Origin of the sequence: Arthrobacter sp. ZGTC212 (genome assembly GCF_002929255.1) — a bacterium.
Taxonomy (GTDB): Bacteria; Actinomycetota; Actinomycetes; order Actinomycetales; family Micrococcaceae; genus Arthrobacter_B; species Arthrobacter_B sunyaminii.
The window spans coordinates 770,954-790,246 of record NZ_PJIJ01000002.1 but is presented as its reverse complement, the minus strand read 5'-3'; the positions used below and the strand labels follow the sequence as shown (position 1 = coordinate 790,246).

Genomic DNA, 19,293 nt, shown 5'->3' with positions numbered 1-19,293 from the left:
GCCTTTCGGCAGAGGAGGAATCGTGCGAAGACTTTCCCAGTATGGCAATGCACGGGGGATGAGCCAATGAACCAAGTCGCCGTATTGCGGTAGCTGGTGTCACCCGTTCGCGGTCAGTGCCTCTGTTGGGTCTGCGGCGTTGGCTCCAGGAGGCGGCGGGCCGCGGCAACGGCAGCTTTTCGGCGCCGGTCCCGTGATTTGCCGGACCCTTCCGGCTTTCCCGTGAAGAGGGTTTCAGGTGACTGTGCCCACGCCGTGGCCAGGGAGAAGAGCAAAACCATTAACTCGTCCGGGTCCCAGGCCGGATCGATGAGGCCTTGTTTCTGGGCGCTGACGATGTCTTCGTTGCGGGGGCCTGGTCGGCCGCACGGTGTCGGCGGGAGCAGGTTGGGCTCCTCTTCAAGCCGTGCCCAGTCCAGCATGCGCAGGTGCTCGGGTTCTTCCACGGCGTGGTCAAACATTGCGCCGACGAACCCCGGCAAGTCTGTGGCGTCCCTCGAAACCTGATCCGTAGTTTCCTGCAGGTTGTCCTTCAGCACAGCGGCAAAGAGCGAGCGTTTGTCGCCGAAGTAGGCATAGAGGCGCTCCTTGCTGGCTTTGGCCTCCGCGGCTATCCGGTCGACACGTGCGCCGGCCAGTCCATACCGGGCAAACTCAGTGCGTGCTGCAGCCATGATTCTGGCCCGTGTTGCTTCGCCGTCGCTTCTCATGCCTGTAGTCTAGCTAAGCCAACCAACCAGTTCGTTTTGAATGAGGATTTCCCGTACATGGACCGCACCACCCCCGCCGGATCGCCTCCGGCCGTTGACCACTCGGCGCATCCGCACCGCTGGCTCCTCTTGTCTGTTCTCGCCCTGGCCCAGCTGATGGTGGTCCTTGACGGGACAATCGTTAACATCGCCCTGCCGGACGCCCAGTTGGATCTCGGCATGTCCGACGGCGACCGGACCTGGGTAGTCACCATTTACGCCCTGGCCTTCGGGTCCCTGCTGCTTCTTGGTGGACGCATCGCGGACTACTGGGGCCGCAAGCGCACCTTCATGGTGGGCATGTTTGGGTTTGCCCTTGCCTCAGCGCTGGGCGGCTTTGCTTCCAGTACTGAAATGCTGCTCGCCGCCCGTGGCCTGCAGGGTGCGTTTGCTGCACTCCTGGCACCGGCGTCGCTGGCAATTCTGACCATCACGTTCCCGTCGGGCAAGGACCGTATCAAAGCCTTCGCCGTGTACGGCGCGATTGGCGGCGGCGGTGCAGCCATCGGCCTGCTGCTTGGCGGCGTCCTGACGCAGTACGCTTCCTGGACCTGGTGCCTGCTCGTGAACGTGCCTATCGCCGTCGTCGCCATGGCTGCCGGTCTGCCTTTGATCCGTGAGAGCAAGGCCCACGGCAACACGCGCTACGACCTTCCCGGCGCCATCCTCGTCGTTGTCGGACTCGCCTCGCTGGTCTACGGTTTCGCCCAGGCTGAAAACGGTTGGGCGCGGGTGGAAACCATCGGTTTCCTGGCAGCCGGCGCCGTCGTTCTCGCTGCCTTCGTATTTGTGGAATCCAAGGTATCCAACCCGCTGCTTCCCCTGCGTGTGCTGGCCAACCGGGTCCGCGGCGGTGCTTTCCTGATTTCGGCCCTGACCGGCGCTGCCCTGTTGGGCGGAATTCTCTTCCTCGTCTTCTACTTCCAGATTGTCCTGGGTTACTCGCCGCTGAAGTCCGGACTTGCGTCGCTTCCGATGACGCTCGCTATCACCGCTGGTGCAGGCGTGCTGTCCAAGTTCCTGCCCCGCACGGGTGTCCGCCTGCCGATGACGGTGGGGCCTGTGGTTGGCGCTGTCGGCCTCTTCTGGTTGTCCTTCATTACTGTGGAGGGCAACTACGCCCTGGAGGTCCTGCCCGGGCTGATTCTTCTGGGCTTCGGCCTGGCGATGATTTTTGTTCCGCTGCAGAACGTTGCGCTCGCCGGGATTGACGAGCACGACGCCGGCGTTGCCAGTGCCGCTGTTTCCGCCACGCAGCAGATTGGCGGTTCCATTGGCACGGCCCTGTTCACGGCTATCTATACCGCCGCCATGACGGCGTACCTCAGCAGCAACGAGGTGCTCCCCGGAGCCCAGGCCGGTGCCTTGGTCAGCGGATATTCGGCGGCATTCATGTGGGCAGGTGCGGCGATTCTTCTGGCCGCACCGATTGGCTTCTTTATGATCCGTCCGGCCAAGGAGGACCTGCTGAAGGTTCCTGCCGTGGCTCACGCGGGCTGACGGGTTTCGAAGCTTTCTGACTCTCAGGCATGAAGCGTGGACCGGCTCCTGGTTATTCAGGGGGTGGTCCACGCTTTTGTGCTGGTTCGGTTGGCTGTGCTGGGATCGAGGCCTTCAATGACCCAGATGTGCATCCTCTGGCGACTGCTCCGCAGGTAAGCGCTCCCTTTCCCAAGTAGTTCTTCCGAAAAGACGGGTATCTTGAGCTCTCGAAAGTCTCTGTTTTGGGCGTTTTTGGGGCTGTTTTCGGGACGGAAATGTCGGTGGCAGGTGAAAGCCTGAAGTCATGGATCAGAACGGATCTTTTCGACGCGGTGGCACTGGTGAAGCATCCGGTGCCGGGCAGGTTGCCGGCCCGAGCCTGTCGATTTACAACGCTGAGCCGGACAGTGCCCCGAGGTATCCCGAAACCGCTCACATGGACCCGGCCTACCGGGACGGGCTTACCGGTTCGTTGGTCCTGCAGGGTGCGGAGGCCCTGACCCAGGACGAAACCAGTGTGGTGTTGTCCCGGTTGGATGCGTTGGTGCGGTGGGCGCAGGCCCAGCAGGCCAAGGTGCTGCACCGGATGGAAACCCTCTTCCGTGACGAGCTCCTCGAAGATGTTGGCCGGGAGGATCCGGCCCTGACCTTCAGCCTGGCCGCGGAGGAAGCCGCAGCCATCCTGCACCTGCCCACGAACACCGCGAAGATGCTGATGAGTGAGGCGGGACGGTTATGCACCACCCATACCGCAACGCTGGCCCGGCTGGAGGACGGGGCCCTGGGTTACGGGCATGTGCAGACGGTGCTGGACCAGTCCCAAAACGTCCCAGAACCCGAGCTGGCCGGCTTCGAAACGGTGTTGCTGGAGGCTGCTGGTGCGGGGCAGACGTCGTCCCAGTTCCGGGTGAAGGCCAGAAGGTTGCGGGAGGGCCGGTATCCGGAGACCGTTCCGGTCCGGCACCAGAGTGCTTTTGAACGGCGGCGGGTGTGTTTGGTGCCGGAGGAGGACGGGATGTCGTGGTTGTCGGCGTTGTTGCCGGCTGCGAGGGCGCAGCTGGTTTATACGCAGCTGACCACGGCGGCGCGGGGTGAGCAGGGGGCGGGGGATCCGCGGGGAGTGGATCAGTTGCGGGCGGACATTCTGGCTGACCTGCTCGACGGTGATCCTGACGCCAGTGATACCGGTGGATTAGATAGCGGTGGCCGAGACAGCGGTGACTCCCACCGCGTGGAGGCCGGCGGCCGCGACACCAAGGATAACCAGGCCCGGGCACGTGCCCGGGCCCGCACCGAAATCCTGGTCCTGATCACCGCCGAGACCCTGTTCGGTGCTGACGAACAGCCTGCCGAACTGCACGGATACGGGCCGATCAGCCCCGAAACTGCCCGCCGTTTGGCCCGGCAGGCAGCCCACTGGACTCCGGTGGAACGAAACCCGGACACTGACGAGATCCTGCGGGTCGGGCGGCGGCGGAAAGTTCCTGCCGGGCTGCAGCGCTGGCTGCGGGCACGCGACGGGACCTGCCGGTTCCCGGGATGCCGGACCAACGCCGTCATCGCCGAAATAGATCACACTAAACCGTGGTCCCACGGCGGGAGCACCGATCATGACAACCTGGAGCATCTCTGCAAGCGGCATCACATGTTCAAGTCCCGGGGTTTTTGGAAAGCCCACCAACGCAGTCCCGGGATTATTGAGTGGACCTCGCCGGGCGGCCGGACCTACCGCACCGATCCGCACCTCATCCTGGCCGCAGGACTGAGCACGAGGCTTAGCACCGGACCAGACGGGGGACCAGATGGGAAAGCCGCGGGACCCGCTGTAATCGGACGGTCGTCTCAGGGATCGGCCGCGGACCCGGACCCAGCGGACTACGGCGACGACCCGCCACCCTTCTAGACCTGGTTACACCCTTCCAGACCGGATTAGCTTCCGACTAAACCCCGGTAATTACCGGCGAACTGATTAGCGGAACCCGCCGTCACTGGTGAGCACCTGTCCCACCATCCACCGCCCCTCGTCGCTGACCAGCCAAGCGATGAGGCGGGCGGGGTCATCCGGTTCACCGAAGCGGCCGCCGGGAAACCGCGAAAGGACCTCGGCAACGACTTCCGGGGAACGGTCGGCGGTCTCAAGGTCCAGATAGCCTGTGTTCACCGGGCCGGGGTTCCCGGTGTTAAGGACAATTCCCCGGCGGATCAGGTCCGCTGCCACCGATGGGGTGATCCCCGCCAGAGCGGCTTTGGACGTTGCGTAGGCAATCTCGTCCTCCATGATCCCGCCGTTGATCTGCCCCGACGTCATCCAGATAACCCGCCCTCCGGGGCGCCCGTCGTGCTGCCGGGCAAACCCGCAGGTGGCCAGGAGGGTTGAGCGGGTATTGACCTGCCAGTGGGCATCGAGCTTCTCGGCTGTCATCTCCGCCAGCGCTCCGTCACCGCCGCTGCGCGCATGGTTGCAGATCAGTATGTCCAGATGTCCCAGGGCAGCGGCAGCGTTTCGAATGAGCTGTTCCGCACCGCCGGCATCCGCCAAATCGATGCTGGTGTGCTCCAGTTGCGCCCCGTCGGTGAGGAAGCCCTGCAGCGCGCCGACGACGTCGTCAATCGAGTCTGCGCCCCATGGCTGGTCCGCATCGTGCGGGGAATAGTGCGCCAGATAAAGGCTCGCGCCCATCCGTGCCAGTCGGGTCGCTACGGCAAAGCCGATCCCTCGTCGCCGGCTGACCCCGGTGATGACTGCCGTGCGGCCAGCCAGCGGAAGGGGTGTCTTCAAGTGTTCAGCAGGCATCTAGGAGGGACGGCTCTCCGGGGTATGGGTCTTTGCGGGATCACGCTCGGCAAGTGAGCCCACGGCGTCGTCTATGCGGGCCAGGACATCGGGTTTAAGTTCCACTCCCGCCGCCTGGACATTCGAGGTGACCTGCTCCGGCCGGGAGGCGCCGATGATAGCGGCAGCCACGTTCGGATTCTGCAGCACCCAGGCGACAGCCAGCTGGCCCATCGTCAGGCCGGCTTCATCGGCAATCGGCTGCAGTTTCTGCACACCGGCCAGCACGTCGTCGTTCATCCACCGGCTAATCATCTTCGCGCCGCCCTTGGAGTCCGTGGCACGGCTGCCTTCGGGCAGGTCCGCTCCCGGCTTGTACTTGCCGCTGAGGACACCCTGGGCCATGGGGGAGAAGACAATCTGTGAAATACCCAGCTCTTCCGACGCCGGAACCACCTCTGCCTCGATGACCCGCCACAGCATGTTGTACTGCGGCTGATTCGAGATCAGGGAGAATCCCAGGTCCTTGGCGAGTGCCTGTCCGGCACGGAGCTGCTCGGCGTTCCACTCGCTGACACCGATGTACAGGGCTTTGCCCTGCCGTACGACGTCGGCGAAGGCCTGCATGGTTTCCTCCAGGGGCGTCTCCGAGTCATAGCGGTGCGCCTGGTACAGGTCGACATAGTCCGTCTGCAGCCGCCGCAGGGAACCATTGATGGATTCCATGATGTGTTTGCGGGACAGGCCGGAATCGTTGTGTCCGGCAGGACCAGTGGGCCAGTACACCTTCGTCAGGATCTCCAGCGATTCCCGGCGCTCATTCTTCAGGGCGGCACCCAGGACTGCCTCCGCGGCTGTGTTGGCATAGGTATCAGCGGTGTCGAAGGTGCTGATCCCGGCTTCCAGTGCGGCACGGACACACTCGGTGGCGATGTCGTTCTCCACCTGGGAGCCGTGGGTCAGCCAGTTTCCGTAGATGATTTCGGAGATCTTGAGCCCGCTGTTGCCGAGGTACCTGTGTTCCATGGAGGTGCGCTTCCTTCTACCGGTTATCGAGTGTGATCCGTCTCACGCCACCACAGTACCCAGTCCCGTGTGCTGATCGCGCAACTGGCGCTTGACGATTTTGCCGCTGGGGTTTTTGGGCAGCGACTCGGCTATAACCACGTATTTGGGTGTTTTGTAACCGGCCAGCAGGCTGCGGGTGTGCGCCATGACCTCTTCGGGCATCATCTCAACGCCCGGCCGCGGAACCACCACTGCGGCGACAGCTTCCACCCAGTGCGGATGGGGGACCCCAAACACTGCAGCTTCGGCAACACCGTCGAGCAGATAAATGGCCTCCTCCACCTCGCGGCTGGCCACGTTCTCTCCGCCGGACTTGATCATGTCCTTCTTGCGGTCCACCACGCTCAGGTAGCCTTCGTCGTCGAAATACCCCAGATCACCCGAATGGAACCAGCCGTTGGCGAAAGCCTCGGCGGTCCGCTCAGGATCGCGGTAATAGCCCAGGGTGGCGTGCGGGCTGCGGTGTACGATCTCGCCGACCGTGCCGGCCGGCACAGGCCGGTCCTCATCATCCACCACGGCAGTCTCCACGTTCAGCGACGGCCGGCCCGCTGACCCGGCATGGGCCAGCTGGTCCTCCGGACCGAGGATGGTGGCCACCGGCGCCATTTCCGTCTGGCCGTAGAAGTTCCAGAACCGCACGTCCGGCAGACGCTCCTGCAGCTCCTTCAACACCTGTACGGGCATAGCGGATGCGCCGTAGTAGCCCTTGCGCAGAGAGGACAGGTCGGCTGTGTCGAACCGCGGCGAGCGCAGCAGGGAAATCCAAACCGTCGGGGGAGCGAAGAATTTAGTGACCTTTTCCTGTTCAATGGTTGCCAGGATGGCCGCCGGGTCGGGTGCCGGAAGGATGATGCTGGTGGCACCGAGATAGATGTCCGGTGCCAGGAAACAGTCCAGCTGGGCGCAGTGATACAGCGGGAGCGTGTGCAGATCAACGTCGTCGGAACTCATGTTGCCGTCAACCACCGCGGAGACGTACTCCCACATCAGCGACCGGCTGGACATGAGAGCCCCCTTGGGCCGTGACTCCGTGCCCGAGGTGTACATCAGCCGCACCGGATCATCATCCGCCACCAGGGGAGGCTCCGTTGTCCCGCCGTCGAAGTCGAACCAATCCTGCACATCCTCCCAGCCAGCCGGCACCGGACCGCTGCAGATGCTGGAACGGACAACGACGACGTCGGTTTCCGCCGCTTTCATGGCGGCTTCGGCAACCGGAACCAGCGCGTCCTGGACCACAAATGCGGTGGCACCGCTGTGATCCAGCACGTAGGCCACCTCGTCGGGTCCGAGCATGAAGTTGATCGGCACCAGGACCACACCGGCGCGGGCGGTGGCAAAGGCCAGCGCCGCAAACTGCCACGTATTGCGGGAGAGCAGGGCCAGCCGGTCTCCCGGTGCGATTCCGTGGGCCTGCAGGGCGGAAGCTGCCGCGGCTACCGCCCGCTCGAAGTCCGCGAAGGTGAGACGGGTGGTGCCGTCAACGACGGCGGTCCGGGTGGGAAAGCGCTGAGCGCTTCGTCGGGGAAGATCCCCCAGCGTCTGGCTGCGGGACAGTGAAAGAAGCGGACTGACGGACACGCGGTACCCCCATAATCGACTGCTTGCCGCGTCAGCACCAATGCGCATCAGCGGACCTGTTGGCCCACATTCTGTCCCAGCGGGCGGCGGAGGGGAAGATGTTGACCTGCCCCGTTAGACTGGCACGCAGCCGGATGACCGACCACGCACGAGGAGACCTGCCGCATGACCTACCGCCATCTCACGCTCGAGTACGACGGCGCGCTGGCGCGGCTGACGCTGAACCGCCCGGACCAGGCGAATGCCCTAGGCCTGGTCCTGGCTGAGGAACTTTGCGCGGCGCTCGCGGAGGCGGAAACCCGCACGGACTGCCATGTCCTGCTGCTGCAGGGCAACGGCCGGTTTTTCTGCGCCGGAGGTGATGTGGCAGCAATGGCTGCAGCCGCGGATCAGGGCGGTTTCCTGAAGGAGCTGGCCGGCAAGCTGCATGAAGCAGTCCTGGCGCTGGCCAAGTCCCGCCTGATCAGCATCGCGGTGGTGAACGGACCTGCAGCCGGTGCGGGTCTGGGCCTGGCGCTGAACTCGGATTTCGTTCTTGCCTCGCCGCGGGCCCGGTTCCTGAGCGCCTATGCCGGGGTGGGACTGACGCCTGACTGCGGGGTGTCCTATTTGCTGCCCGAACTGGCGGGCCCGCGACGCGCAGCCGAAATGTGTCTCACGGGTAGGGTGGCCAATCACGCCGATGCCCTCGAGTGGGGTCTGATCAACGAAGTGGCGGCCGCGGAGGACCTTGCCCGCAGGGCACAGGAGCTGGGACAGCAACTGGCGGCGGGAGCCGTTGCCGTGCTCGGCCCCACCAAGCGGCTGCTGCGTGCGCGGAGCCTGGCAGCCTATGAGGCCCACCTGCAGGAGGAAGCTGAAACGATCGCGTCGATGGCGGGTTCAGTGGACACCCGGGAGCGGCTCGCTGCTTTTGCCGCACGATCCAACAGCTAGAACTGAGTGCCAGCTAGAACTGACTGACGGCTAGAACTGACTGCGGCACCCCGGGTTTTCTGGGGTGCCGCAAGTCAGAGTTCAGGAGGCTCAGGCCTTCTGGACCGTAATGGACCATTCCGCCGGACCGATCTTGGAGAAATCGGTGACCGGGTAGTTGTTTTCAGCGGCCCAGCGCGGAATGGCGTCGGTGGCCTGGGTGCAGTCAAAGTTGATCACCAGTTCGTCACCCGCTGCCAGGGTGGTCATGGCGTCCTTGGCTTCGACGAGGGGGAAGGGGCAGACCTGTCCGTTGGTTTCGAGGGTTACCTGTGCCATGGGGGTGTTTCCTTTCGGGAGCCGCCGGTTTATGGGCGGGACGGTTGTTGTCGGGGGTGTTAGTTACCTGACTAGCTGTGCGCTGCGGCGCGGGCGGGAACCTTGGCCGGACCGGATCCGGAGGAGGGGCGGCGGTTCATAATGGTGAGCCGTGCCCCCAGCCCGGTGCCCAAAATCATGAACACCAGTGCCGTCCAGCCCTGGAAGCTGAACTGTGCGGTCTCGACCATGGCGTTGCCGATGGTGCACCCGCCTGCCAGTGCAGCTCCGATCCCCATGAGGGCACCGCCGCTCAGGCTCTTCACCACTGTTGCGGCGTCGGGAACCCGGATGCGGAACTCTCCGCTGCCCTTGGCCGCGATGTAGGAGCCGAGAAGAATGCCGGCAACCAGGAGTACGCCCCAGTCCACCAGTTCGGGATCTCCCGTAACCAGGTAGTTGACCGCGTTGGAGGACGGTGTGGTGATCCCCAGCCCGGCCTCCCGGCCGGTGGCCCAGCTCAGCGGCCACGCGGCAATGGCGATCAGGCCAATAACCACTGCGGTGGCAAAGGCATTCCAGGGCTTTTCAAACAATAGATGTGCCAGTCCGGTTTTTGATGCCGGCGGTGCGGCCATCTTGAACCGCGGCTTGTTCAGGTGGTGGCGCACCGCCAGTGCGACCCCGGCCACCAGAAGGGCCACAAAGACCCATGGCGAGACGTTGAGCACCGAATAGAAGTTGCTTTGTTCAACGGTCACGGAGCGCATGGAGGTATTGAAGCCTGAAAGCGGTCCCGTCTTCATGACGGCGGCAAAGAGCGCATACGTGATGAGCGCGAGCCAGCTCCCCACCAGTCCTTCACCGGCACGGTAATACGTTCCGGTGGCACAGCCGCCGGCAAGAATAATGGCGAATCCGAAAATGAAACCGCCAACAATGGTGGCCAGCCACGGGAATGGGCCGGAAGCGAGGGTAATGACGCCGGCGGCGTCCAGGGCGAAAACGCCTACACTCTGGACCGCCACCACCACAAGAAAGGCGGTCAGCCAGCGCGTGTTGCGCGTGACCCAGACGTCGCGGAAGGCGCCGGTGACGCAAAAGCGCCCGCGCTGCATGACAAAGCCCAGGGCCATGCCGACAAGAAGGCCGGAGATAAGCATGGGGGTACTCCTTTGGCGGGGGAGGTGAATCCAGCGGGATGAATTCCAGCTGGGTTCATGGGGGTGCGGGAGAACTGCCCGCAGCTTCGCAACGCTAGGCCCCGCGGCAGGGGCATGCCAAGGATCATGGCGCCGGGTGAACGCGCATGAAGCCCCGTGACGGGGCGGGAATAAAGAGCTGATATCGGACGTTTGAGGGCCGCACTCAACGGCGGCGGCGCAGCGGGATTCCGGGAGTAACAGCCGGTTCGGGAATTCTTGCAGACACTGCCCGTGGTGGTCTAACTATGACGCTGTCCGCAATGGAAAGTCCGCTAAGAACCGCCGCAGCAGAGGTGTCCGGAAGAAAGAGTCCTTGGAACCCCTAGTAATTACTAGGGAGTCCAAGTATGTTGGGCGTCACGGCACCAATGAAGGGCGGACCATGTTCGAACTGACGCAGGACCAGCAGGCCATTAGGGATATGGTTCGGGAATTCGCTTCCGACGCCCTCGCGCCAAACGCGGCGAAATGGGATGAAACAAAGCATTTCCCGGTGGACGTGCTGGCCCAGGCCGGAGAACTTGGCATGGGTGCCATCTATGCAGCAGAGGAATACGGCGGCTCCGGTCTTTCCCGGTCGGATGCCGTGCTGATTTTCGAAGAACTCTCCAAAGCGGATCCCTCCATTGCCGCCTATATTTCCATCCACAACATGGTGGTGTGGATGATCGACACCTTCGGCAATGCGGACCAGCGTGCCCGGTGGGTTCCGGAGCTGGCGTCCATGCAGTCGCTGGGAAGCTACTGCCTGACGGAACCCGGGGCGGGTTCGGATGCGGCTGCGCTCGCCACCAAGGCTGAACGCGACGGCGACGAGTATGTCCTCAACGGCGTCAAACAGTTCATTTCCGGGGCCGGATCCTCCAGTTATTACATCGTCATGGCCCGCACCAGCGGTGCAGGTCCGCGCGGCATCAGCGCCATCGTAGTGCCGGCTGACACGCCGGGGCTTTCCTTTGGGCCGTCCGAACGCAAGATGGGCTGGAATGCGCAGCCCACCGCACAGGTGATCTTCACCGATCTGCGGGTGCCGGTAGCCAACCGCCTCGGTGAAGAGGGCTCCGGTTTCGGCATTGCCATGAAAGGCCTGAACGGCGGACGCCTCAACATGGGAGCGTGCTCTCTGGGCGGAGCGCAGGCCGCGCTGGACAAAACCGTGGCTTATCTGAAGGAGCGCACGGCTTTCGGCAAACCGCTCATCGAACAGTCGTCCCTCATGTTCCGTCTGGCGGATATGGAAATGGATCTGCAGACTGCACGCACCATGCTGTGGCGGGGTGCCGATGCACTGGACCGGGGTACTGACGACGTCGTTAAGCTCTGTGCCATTGCCAAACGGGTGGCCACTGACAATGCGTTCAAAGTCGCCAATGAAGCGCTGCAGCTGCACGGCGGTTACGGCTACCTCTCCGAGTACGGCCTGGAGAAAATTGTCCGGGACCTGCGGGTCCACCAAATACTGGAAGGTTCCAACGAGATCATGCAGCTCATTGTCGGGCGAACACTGGCGGAGGCCTGAAATGACCGAAGCACCCAATACACCTGAAACGCCCGAGCCTGAGGTCCGTCTCGAACGCCGCGGGCATCTCGGACACATCATCCTGAACCGCCCCAAGGCAATCAACGCGCTCACGGCCAATATGGTCTCCCTGATCGGGGAAGCACTGGACGCCTGGGAGCACGACGACGGCGTGGCCACCGTCCTGCTGTCCGGTGCCGGAGAGCGCGGGCTCTGCGCCGGCGGTGACATTGTGGCCCTGTACCGTGATGCCGGCAACGGCGGCAGGGAGTCAGCAGACTTCTGGGCCGAGGAGTACGAACTCAACGCCCGGATCAGCAGTTACCCCAAGCCGTACGTGGCTCTGATGGACGGCATTGTGCTGGGCGGCGGCGTCGGCGTTTCCGCGCATGCCCGGCACCGGGTTGTCACTGAACGCACCAAAGTGGGTATGCCGGAAACGGGAATCGGCTTTGTTCCCGACGTCGGAGGCACCTACCTGCTGTCCCGGGCACCCGGCGAGCTGGGCACTCACGCCGCCCTCACCGCCGGAACCATGACCGGAGCCGACGCCCTGCTGTTGGGTCTGGCGGATGTTTATGTGGACAGCTCCCGGCTTGGGGAACTGTCCGCTGAGCTGGAGCACCGGCAGGCAGATGAAGTCCTGCAGGACTTTGCGCAGGAGGCACCGGAGCCGCCCCTGGCGGCAGCCCGGGAATGGATTGACGAGTGCTTCGCCCACGACGATGTGGAGACCATCATTGATGCGCTGCTCCGCTCGGAGTCCGGGGACGCGAACGCGGCGGCCGCCGTCGTGCTGACAAAGTCCCCGTCGGCGCTCAAGGTAACGCTGCAGTCACTGCGCCGGGCGCGGGATCTTCCGGATCTGCGCAGCGTGCTGGAGCAGGAATACCGCGTTTCGCTCCATGCCCTAACCGCGCCGGACTTCGCTGAGGGCGTCCGGGCCCAGGTCATCGACAAGGACCGCAGCCCGCAGTGGATGCCGGCCACACTGGCGGAGGTGAGGCAGGGGCACGTCGATTCCTATTTTGCTCCGCTCGACGGCCGTCCCGACCTGTGGGAGCACCGGAAGGCCCATGGAACCAACGACACAGTGACCAGCAACGACAAAGCGATCAGCACCGACGAATTGATCAGCCAGGAGCAGCGATGACGGACGAGCAGGCTACGCAGACGCACGAGCAGGGAATGCAGATAGGTTTTATCGGGCTGGGCAACATGGGTGGCCCCATGGCCGCCAATCTGGTTGCCGCCGGTTATTCCGTCACCGGATATGACCCGGTTCCGGCCGCAGCGCAGAAGGCCGCCGCAGCCGGGGTTCGAATGGCTGCCTCCGCTGACGAAGCGGTGACCGGCGCCGGCATCGTCATCACCATGCTGCCCACGGGAACGCATGTGCTCAATGCCCTGTCAGGAGACGGCGACATGCTGGGTCTGCTCGCGGCAGCAGCTCCCGATGCCCTGTTCCTGGAATGCTCGACCATTTCGGTGGACGACGCCACCACGGCCCACGCCCTGATGCTGGAGACCGGCCACCGCGGACTGGACGCCCCGGTGTCCGGCGGAGTGGTAGGTGCCGAGGCCGGAACCCTGACGTTCATGGTGGGCGGCGCGGAGGAGGACTTTGCCGCCGCGCTGCCCCTGCTCGAGGTGATGGGCGGGCGCGTGGTCCACTGCGGCGGGCCGGGAGCCGGCCAGGCAGCCAAGATCTGCAACAACATGATCCTGGGCGTGTCCATGATTGCCGTCAGCGAAGCGTTTGTCCTGGGCGAAGAGCTTGGCCTGACGCATCAGGCACTGTTTGATGTTGCCTCGGCGGCATCCGGCCAGTGCTGGGCGCTGACCACCAACTGCCCGGTTCCCGGTCCGGTTCCGGCCAGCCCGGCCAACCGGGATTACCGGCCCGGGTTCGCCGCGGCCCTGATGGCCAAGGACCTGGGTCTCGCCGCAGATGCGCTGGACTCCACGGGTGTCCGCGCCGAACTGGGCCGGAGAGCCGGGGAGATTTTCCGGGAGCTTACGGAATCCGGCAGCGGGGGAGAAGACTTTTCCGCCGTCATCAAAACCATTCGTGCAGGATCCGGTGGCACGAACAGCACCGGTGACGCTAACAGCACCGGTGACATTAACAGCGATACCGCCGGCCAGCAGCCGGCAGAACAGAGCGGAGCAGTATGAGCGAGTACGAAAACATCCTCCTGGAGCGCAGCGGACGGGTCGGCATCATTACCCTGAACCGGCCCAAGGCGCTGAACGCCCTGAACTTCGGGATGATGCAGGACGTGGTGTCGGCCGCGACGGAGCTGGACAATGATCCTGACGTCGGCGCCATTGTCATCACCGGATCCGAACGGGCTTTTGCCGCCGGCGCCGACATTAAGGAAATGTCCGAGAAGACCTACATGGACATGTACCTGGGGAACTGGTTCCGTGGCTGGGACACCCTGGCTGCCGTACGCACCCCGGTGATTGCCGCCGTCGCCGGCCATGCGCTGGGTGGCGGCTGTGAACTGGCGCTGCTGTGCGACTTCATCATTGCCGCGGATACGGCCAAGTTTGGCCAGCCCGAAATCAAGCTCGGCGTTATCCCCGGCATCGGCGGATCGCAGCGGTTGACCCGTGCGGTGGGCAAGGCCAAGGCCATGGAAATGATCCTCACGGGTCGGACCATCGGTGCCGAAGAGGCCGAACGCGCAGGCCTGGTCTCCCGTGTTGTGCCGGCCGCTGACCTGCTCGACGACGCCCGCTCCACCGCCGAGACGATCGCTTCCATGTCCGCTCCCGTGGCCATGCTCGGCAAGGAACTGGTGAATGCCGCCTTTGAAACCAGCCTGGACTCCGGCATCCGTCTGGAGCGCCGGGTGTTCCATTCCGTCTTTGCCCTGGAAGACCAGAAAGAAGGCATGGCGGCGTTCATTGAGAAGCGCAAGCCGGACTTCAAGCACCGCTAATAAGCACCGCTAAACAAGCACCGCCAGTTTCCCCGCCCATCCCACTCGAGAACGAGGCATCATGACCCAGCTCAACATTCCGTCGGATTCGGCGGCCGAAGCTCACGAGACTTCGGACTACAGCTCGTTTCTGTCCGGCGTCGACCAGCCCATGTGGATCGGCGGGGAACCAGTGGAAGCCGTCTCCGGCTCCTGGCGGGACGTGATGAACCCCGCCAAGCGGGAAACCGTGATTGCACGGGTTCCCGCGGCTGGTCCCGAGGATGTTGACCGTGCGGTGAGCGCCGCGCGGGAAGCATTTCCGGGCTGGCGCAACCTCCACTTCACCGCCCGGGCGCGGGCGCTGTCACTGATCGCGGATGACATCGAGGCGCGGGCGGAAGACTTCGCCCGCCTCACGGCCCTGGACACCGGCAACGCCCTGCGCACCCAGGCCCGTCCGGAGGTCACCACTCTGGTGGCATTGTTCCGCTACTTTTCCGGCATCGCCGGTGAGGTTAAGGGCGTGACGCTGCCGGCCGGGGACGGCCAGCTGCAGTACACGCGGCTGGAACCGCTGGGCGTCGTAGCCTGTATCCTGCCGTGGAACTCCCCGCTGATGATTGCCGGATTCAAGCTGCCCGCTGCCTTGGCGGCCGGAAACACGGTCATCCTGAAAGCTGCCGACGACGCGCCGCTCACCATCCTGCTGCTGGCCGAAATCTGTTCCCGGCACCTTCCGGCCGGAACCGTCAACGCCATCACCGGCCGCGGAAGCGTCATTGGCGCGGCCCTGGCCGAGCATCCGGGCGTGGACAAGGTCTCCTTCACGGGTTCCACCGAGGTGGGCCGCGGCGTCGCCCGCACCGCCGGTGAACGGCTGGCCCACGTGTCCCTGGAGCTGGGCGGAAAGAACCCGTCGATCGTCTTTCCGGATGCCGTGGACGAGGACCTCATTGACGGACTGCTCCTGGCCTCGCGCTTCACCCGACAGGGGCAAAGCTGCACGGCCGGGTCCCGGCTGTTCCTGCACGAGGACATCTACGACGAGGTCCTGGAACGGCTCACTGTGAAGCTGGGCGCCCTGGTGGTGGGCAACCCGCTGGATGAGGCCACGGACATGGGCGCCATCATCAACAACAGCCAGTTCTCCTCCATCAGCGGCTACCTCGACGACGGCCGCAGCTCCATGAAGACCCTGCTGGGCGGCAATGTTCCCACGGAGGGGCCGCTCACGGAGGGCTACTTCCACCTGCCCACCGTCTTTGGCGGGGGGCGCAACGATTTCCGTCTCGCACAGGAAGAGATTTTCGGACCGGTGCTGGTCGCCATTCCATGGCGGGATACGGAGGACGTGATCCGGATGGCGAATGATTCCCACTACGGGCTCGCTGCCTATGTCTGGTCGCACAACCTGGACAATGCCCTGAACACCGCCCACCGGGTCGACGCCGGCTGGGTACAGGTCAACCAGGGCGGCGGCCAGGTGGTGGGTCAGTCCTATGGCGGCTACAAGCAAAGCGGCATCGGCCGCGAAGTGTCGCTGGAGGGCATGTTGGCAGGGTTTACCCAGACCAAGCAGATCAACGTTAAGCTGCGCGGCTGAGGCGTTGGGGAACAGGCTGGGAACTCCATGAGCAAAGGCACCCTGCAGGTCACGATGGACGGTCCGGTGGCCACGGTCAGCATGTCCAATCCGGGCCGCCGCAACGCCCTGACCTCGCGCATGTGGCGGCAGTTCGCCGGCGTGCTCGCCCCGCTGGCGGAGGATCCCGCCGTCAAGACGGTGATTATTCGCGGCGGCGGAGAAGATTTCTCTGCCGGTGCGGATATTTCCGATCTGAAGGCCATCCTGCACAATCCGGACAATGGACTGCACGACGGCGGTGATGTCACGGCGGGGGAGGAGGCGATTGCCGCGTTCCCCAAGCCGGTCATTGCCGCCGTGGACGGCTATTGCCTGGGCGGAGCCTGGCAGGTGGCCGGAGCGTGCGATTTCCGGCTGGCCTCGGACCGGGCCGTTTTTGGCATCACACCGGCCAAGATCGGCATTGTTTATCCGCTCTCCGGGATCGAGCGTCTGGTCCGGCTGGCCGGTCCCGGCGCCGCCAAGTACCTGTTGTTCAGCGGCGACTTTGTCCCGGCCGAACAGGCGCTGCGGCTGGGCCTGGTGGAGCGGGTTATTCCGCAGGCCGATTTTTGGACCGACGTCGCCTCCTTTGCGCACCGTCTGGCCGGCCGATCCCAGCTCTCCCTGCAGGCGATGAAGGAACTGGTGGACATTATCGCGGTCCCCGGCAGTCGGAACGCGCTGGAGGAGGCCAGCAACCGCTGGCAGGAGCACATGGCAGCGGCACCGGATCCGGTCATTGGTGTCCGCGCCTTCCTGGCCAAGGAAGAACCGGTGTTCACCTGGACCGGTCCGGGCCGCGCCTCATCAACTATCACAGCCGGCACCCCCAAAGACGAGGAAGAAGCACGATGAACCAGAACAGCGCCACCACTACGTTCCGTACCGCACGCGACGAGCTGCTGGCCTTGTCCGGCAGCTATGAAAAGGCCGTGGAATCCTTTTCCTGGCCGCGGCTGGAGGGGCCGTTCAACTGGGCTGTGGACTGGTTCGACTCCATGGCCCGCGGCAACGCCGCCTGTGCCCTGTGGATTGTGGAAGAGGACGGATCGGAGCAGAAGTACACCTTCGATGACATGGTTCGCCGCTCCGACCAGGTAGCCGCCTGGCTCTCGGCCCAGGGTGTCGAGCAGGGCGACCCCGTGATGCTGATGCTGGGCAACCAGGTGGAGCTGTGGGAGACCATGCTCGCGGCCATGAAGCTGGGTGCCGTCATCATGCCAACGGCCTCCGCTGCCGGAAGCACGGACCTCGCGGACCGGATCAGCCGCGGAGGAGCGCGCTGGGTGATCGCCAATGCGGGCGATGCAGCGAAGTTCGACGACGTGCCCGGCTCCTACAAGAGAATCCTGGTGGGCGGAGGGGACGCCGCGCCGCTGCACAGCGGATGGCTGGACTACGCGCAGGCCTACGCCGCCGAGCCGGTCCCGCTGGAAACTGTCACCGATGCCGCGGATCCGCTGCTGTTCTACTTCACCTCCGGCACCACCAGCCGGCCGAAGCTGGTGGAGCATACCCAGGTGTCCTATCCGGTGGGGCATCTGTCCACCATGTACTTTCTGGGATTGCAGCCGGGGGACGTGCACCTGAACATCAGCTCCCCGGGCTGGGCCAAGCACGCCTGGAGCAGTTTCTTTGCCCCGTGGAACGCCGAGGCCACGATCTTCATCTACAACTACGCACGGTTCCGTCCGGCGGCGCTGCTGGAACAGATGCACCGGGCCGGGGTGACGAGCCTGTGCGCGCCGCCTACGGTTTGGCGGATGATGATTCAATCCAGCCTCGGGGAACGTCCGGAACACCTGCGTGAACTCATCGGTGCCGGCGAGCCGCTGAACCCGGAGGTGATTTCCAAAGTGCAGTCGGCCTGGGGGCTTTCCATCCGGGACGGGTTCGGCCAAACCGAAACCACCGCCCTGGTGGGAAACACTCCGGGCGCCGAGCTGCACCCGGGCTCCATGGGCCGTCCGCTGCCCGGCGTTCCGGTGGTCCTCATCGATCCCGCAACGGGCCGGGCCGCAGACGAGGGTGAAATCTGCCTGGACCTTGCCGGTACGCCGTTGAACCTCATGACCGGTTACCGGGGCGACCCTGAACGCACCCAAGCAGCCATGGAGGGCGGCTATTTTCATACCGGAGACATGGCGGTCCGGAACCCGGAGGGCTACATCACCTATGTAGGGCGCACCGACGACGTGTTCAAAGCCTCGGATTACAAGATCAGCCCGTTTGAACTCGAAAGCGTCCTGATTGAGCATCCTGCGGTGGCCGAGGCCGCCGTCGTTCCTGCTCCCGACGAACTGCGCCTGGCGGTGCCGAAGGCTTACGTTGCGCTCGCCGACGGATGGGAGCCGAACCGGGACACAGCTTTGGCGATCCTTGGGTATGCCCGCGAACATTTGGCTCCGTACCTGCGGGTCCGGCGGCTGGAATTCCATGAGCTGCCCAAAACCATGTCCGGAAAGATCCGACGGGTTCAGCTGCGCGCCCTGGAGAGCGACGGCGGCGCCGTGCGGACCGGGATCGAGTACCGGGATGACGAGTTCCCGGAGCTGCGCGGGTGATACCGAAACCTCTGGTCCAGGACCCCATAGCCGAGGCCCGGCGACACTGGGAGGAACACGGGTGGAGTGACGCCGCCACCGGCATGGCGGCAGTGACTGCTGTCATGCGCACTTCCCAGATCCTGCTGACCCGGGTTGAAAGTGTCCTTAAGCCGTTTGGCCTGTCCTTCTCCCGCTTCGAATTGCTGGCGCTCCTGAGTTTCACTGCCACCGGAGCGCTGCCGATGGCGAAGGCAGGGGCAAGACTGCAGGTGCATCCGACGTCGGTCACCAATGCCGTGGACCGTTTGGAGCAGGCGGGGCTGGCTGCACGGCGCCCGCACCCGTCCGACGGGCGGACCGTGCTCGTGGAAATCACTCCCGCCGGCAGGGAACTTGTGCCCAGGGCCGCTTCGGCGCTGAACCAGGAGGTGTTTTCCCGTCCGGGGTTCGGCCAGGAGGACCTGACAGCACTGACGGAGATCCTGACCCGGTTCCGGCGCCAGGCAGGAGATTTCGATGAGTCCGCAGGCGAGGGCCAAACGGCAGTTCCGTAATGGCCGGGGCCATTGCGCCC

17 protein-coding genes are annotated in these 19,293 nt (G+C 64.4%); 11 read left to right on the top strand and 6 right to left on the bottom strand.

The genetic code is table 11. From position 1 onward, the window contains the following. Positions 1-113: 113 nt before the first annotated feature. On the bottom strand, positions 114-710 hold the full coding sequence (locus tag CXQ89_RS10290; RefSeq protein ID WP_104054118.1) for a TetR family transcriptional regulator: 597 nt from the start codon (positions 708-710) through the stop codon (positions 114-116). Positions 711-767: 57 nt separating this feature from the next. On the opposite strand from CXQ89_RS10290, the gene CXQ89_RS10285 reads away from it, so the two are divergent. Beyond that, the gene (locus CXQ89_RS10285; RefSeq protein ID WP_104161176.1) at positions 768-2,249 is read left to right on the top strand and encodes an MFS transporter; all 1,482 of its coding nucleotides are present in this window, start codon (positions 768-770) and stop codon (positions 2,247-2,249) included. Between the two features lie 286 nt (positions 2,250-2,535). Then, positions 2,536-4,134, top strand: a complete 1,599-nt coding sequence (locus CXQ89_RS10280) for an HNH endonuclease signature motif containing protein (protein ID WP_104161175.1) — start codon at positions 2,536-2,538, stop codon at positions 4,132-4,134. A 66-nt stretch (positions 4,135-4,200) separates the two neighbouring features. Here CXQ89_RS10280 and CXQ89_RS10275 read toward each other — a convergent pair whose 3' ends face one another. From CXQ89_RS10275 to CXQ89_RS10265, 3 genes are read right to left on the bottom strand one after another with little or no spacing between them, the layout of a single operon-like run. After that, positions 4,201-5,010, bottom strand: coding sequence for an SDR family oxidoreductase (locus tag CXQ89_RS10275; RefSeq protein WP_308471682.1), 810 nt, complete (start codon positions 5,008-5,010; stop codon positions 4,201-4,203). Between the two features lie 15 nt (positions 5,011-5,025). Further along, positions 5,026-6,030 (bottom strand): aldo/keto reductase family protein, encoded by a 1,005-nt coding sequence (locus tag CXQ89_RS10270; RefSeq protein ID WP_104161173.1) that lies wholly within the window; start codon positions 6,028-6,030, stop codon positions 5,026-5,028. Positions 6,031-6,072: 42 nt separating this feature from the next. Beyond that, complete coding sequence (locus tag CXQ89_RS10265; protein WP_258060028.1) at positions 6,073-7,656, bottom strand: fatty acyl-CoA synthetase; 1,584 nt, start codon at positions 7,654-7,656, stop codon at positions 6,073-6,075. Between the two features lie 165 nt (positions 7,657-7,821). Between CXQ89_RS10265 and CXQ89_RS10260 the strand changes: the two genes are divergently transcribed. After that, complete coding sequence (locus CXQ89_RS10260; protein ID WP_104161171.1) at positions 7,822-8,592, top strand: enoyl-CoA hydratase/isomerase family protein; 771 nt, start codon at positions 7,822-7,824, stop codon at positions 8,590-8,592. A gap of 90 nt (positions 8,593-8,682) precedes the next feature. Here CXQ89_RS10260 and CXQ89_RS10255 read toward each other — a convergent pair whose 3' ends face one another. Further along, entirely contained in the window at positions 8,683-8,910 is a 228-nt protein-coding gene (locus CXQ89_RS10255) for a sulfurtransferase TusA family protein (protein WP_104054125.1), read from the bottom strand. Between the two features lie 71 nt (positions 8,911-8,981). Beyond that, on the bottom strand, positions 8,982-10,052 hold the full coding sequence (locus CXQ89_RS10250; protein WP_104054126.1) for a YeeE/YedE family protein: 1,071 nt from the start codon (positions 10,050-10,052) through the stop codon (positions 8,982-8,984). A 424-nt stretch (positions 10,053-10,476) separates the two neighbouring features. Between CXQ89_RS10250 and CXQ89_RS10245 the strand changes: the two genes are divergently transcribed. From CXQ89_RS10245 to CXQ89_RS10210, 8 genes are all read left to right on the top strand, one after another. Then, the gene (locus CXQ89_RS10245) at positions 10,477-11,613 is read left to right on the top strand and encodes an acyl-CoA dehydrogenase family protein (protein ID WP_104161170.1); all 1,137 of its coding nucleotides are present in this window, start codon (positions 10,477-10,479) and stop codon (positions 11,611-11,613) included. A gap of 1 nt (position 11,614) precedes the next feature. Continuing rightward, on the top strand, positions 11,615-12,766 hold the full coding sequence (locus CXQ89_RS10240; protein WP_104161169.1) for an enoyl-CoA hydratase/isomerase family protein: 1,152 nt from the start codon (positions 11,615-11,617) through the stop codon (positions 12,764-12,766). After that, positions 12,763-13,791 carry a 3-hydroxyisobutyrate dehydrogenase gene (gene mmsB, locus CXQ89_RS10235; protein WP_104161168.1) on the top strand — a complete coding sequence of 343 codons (1,029 nt, stop codon included), beginning with the start codon at positions 12,763-12,765 and terminating at the stop codon, positions 13,789-13,791. The genes CXQ89_RS10240 and mmsB overlap by 4 nt, the downstream gene beginning before the upstream one ends. Then, on the top strand, positions 13,788-14,564 hold the full coding sequence (locus CXQ89_RS10230; RefSeq protein ID WP_104054130.1) for an enoyl-CoA hydratase: 777 nt from the start codon (positions 13,788-13,790) through the stop codon (positions 14,562-14,564). Before mmsB ends, CXQ89_RS10230 begins: the two co-directional genes overlap by 4 nt. Positions 14,565-14,625: 61 nt before the next feature. Next, on the top strand, positions 14,626-16,149 hold the full coding sequence (locus CXQ89_RS10225; protein WP_104161167.1) for an aldehyde dehydrogenase family protein: 1,524 nt from the start codon (positions 14,626-14,628) through the stop codon (positions 16,147-16,149). 27 nt (positions 16,150-16,176) lie between these two features. Further along, positions 16,177-17,028, top strand: coding sequence for an enoyl-CoA hydratase/isomerase family protein (locus tag CXQ89_RS10220; protein ID WP_104161166.1), 852 nt, complete (start codon positions 16,177-16,179; stop codon positions 17,026-17,028). Then, entirely contained in the window at positions 17,025-18,737 is a 1,713-nt protein-coding gene (locus tag CXQ89_RS10215; RefSeq protein ID WP_104161165.1) for an AMP-binding protein, read from the top strand. Before CXQ89_RS10220 ends, CXQ89_RS10215 begins: the two co-directional genes overlap by 4 nt. Further along, on the top strand, positions 18,737-19,273 hold the full coding sequence (locus tag CXQ89_RS10210) for a MarR family winged helix-turn-helix transcriptional regulator (RefSeq protein ID WP_181032326.1): 537 nt from the start codon (positions 18,737-18,739) through the stop codon (positions 19,271-19,273). Before CXQ89_RS10215 ends, CXQ89_RS10210 begins: the two co-directional genes overlap by 1 nt. Positions 19,274-19,293: the final 20 nt, after the last annotated feature.

Coding starts and splice junctions, on each gene's coding strand:
- CXQ89_RS10250 (WP_104054126.1), bottom strand. CDS start 10,052: ATGCTTATCTCCGGCCTTCTTGTCGGCATGGCCCTGGGCTTTGTCATG.
- CXQ89_RS10215 (WP_104161165.1), top strand. CDS start 17,025: ATGAACCAGAACAGCGCCACCACTACGTTCCGTACCGCACGCGACGAG.
- CXQ89_RS10240 (WP_104161169.1), top strand. CDS start 11,615: ATGACCGAAGCACCCAATACACCTGAAACGCCCGAGCCTGAGGTCCGT.
- CXQ89_RS10220 (WP_104161166.1), top strand. CDS start 16,177: ATGAGCAAAGGCACCCTGCAGGTCACGATGGACGGTCCGGTGGCCACG.
- CXQ89_RS10270 (WP_104161173.1), bottom strand. CDS start 6,030: ATGGAACACAGGTACCTCGGCAACAGCGGGCTCAAGATCTCCGAAATC.
- CXQ89_RS10255 (WP_104054125.1), bottom strand. CDS start 8,910: ATGGCACAGGTAACCCTCGAAACCAACGGACAGGTCTGCCCCTTCCCC.
- mmsB (WP_104161168.1), top strand. CDS start 12,763: ATGACGGACGAGCAGGCTACGCAGACGCACGAGCAGGGAATGCAGATA.
- CXQ89_RS10245 (WP_104161170.1), top strand. CDS start 10,477: ATGTTCGAACTGACGCAGGACCAGCAGGCCATTAGGGATATGGTTCGG.
- CXQ89_RS10260 (WP_104161171.1), top strand. CDS start 7,822: ATGACCTACCGCCATCTCACGCTCGAGTACGACGGCGCGCTGGCGCGG.
- CXQ89_RS10280 (WP_104161175.1), top strand. CDS start 2,536: ATGGATCAGAACGGATCTTTTCGACGCGGTGGCACTGGTGAAGCATCC.
- CXQ89_RS10285 (WP_104161176.1), top strand. CDS start 768: ATGGACCGCACCACCCCCGCCGGATCGCCTCCGGCCGTTGACCACTCG.
- CXQ89_RS10230 (WP_104054130.1), top strand. CDS start 13,788: ATGAGCGAGTACGAAAACATCCTCCTGGAGCGCAGCGGACGGGTCGGC.
- CXQ89_RS10290 (WP_104054118.1), bottom strand. CDS start 710: ATGAGAAGCGACGGCGAAGCAACACGGGCCAGAATCATGGCTGCAGCA.
- CXQ89_RS10225 (WP_104161167.1), top strand. CDS start 14,626: ATGACCCAGCTCAACATTCCGTCGGATTCGGCGGCCGAAGCTCACGAG.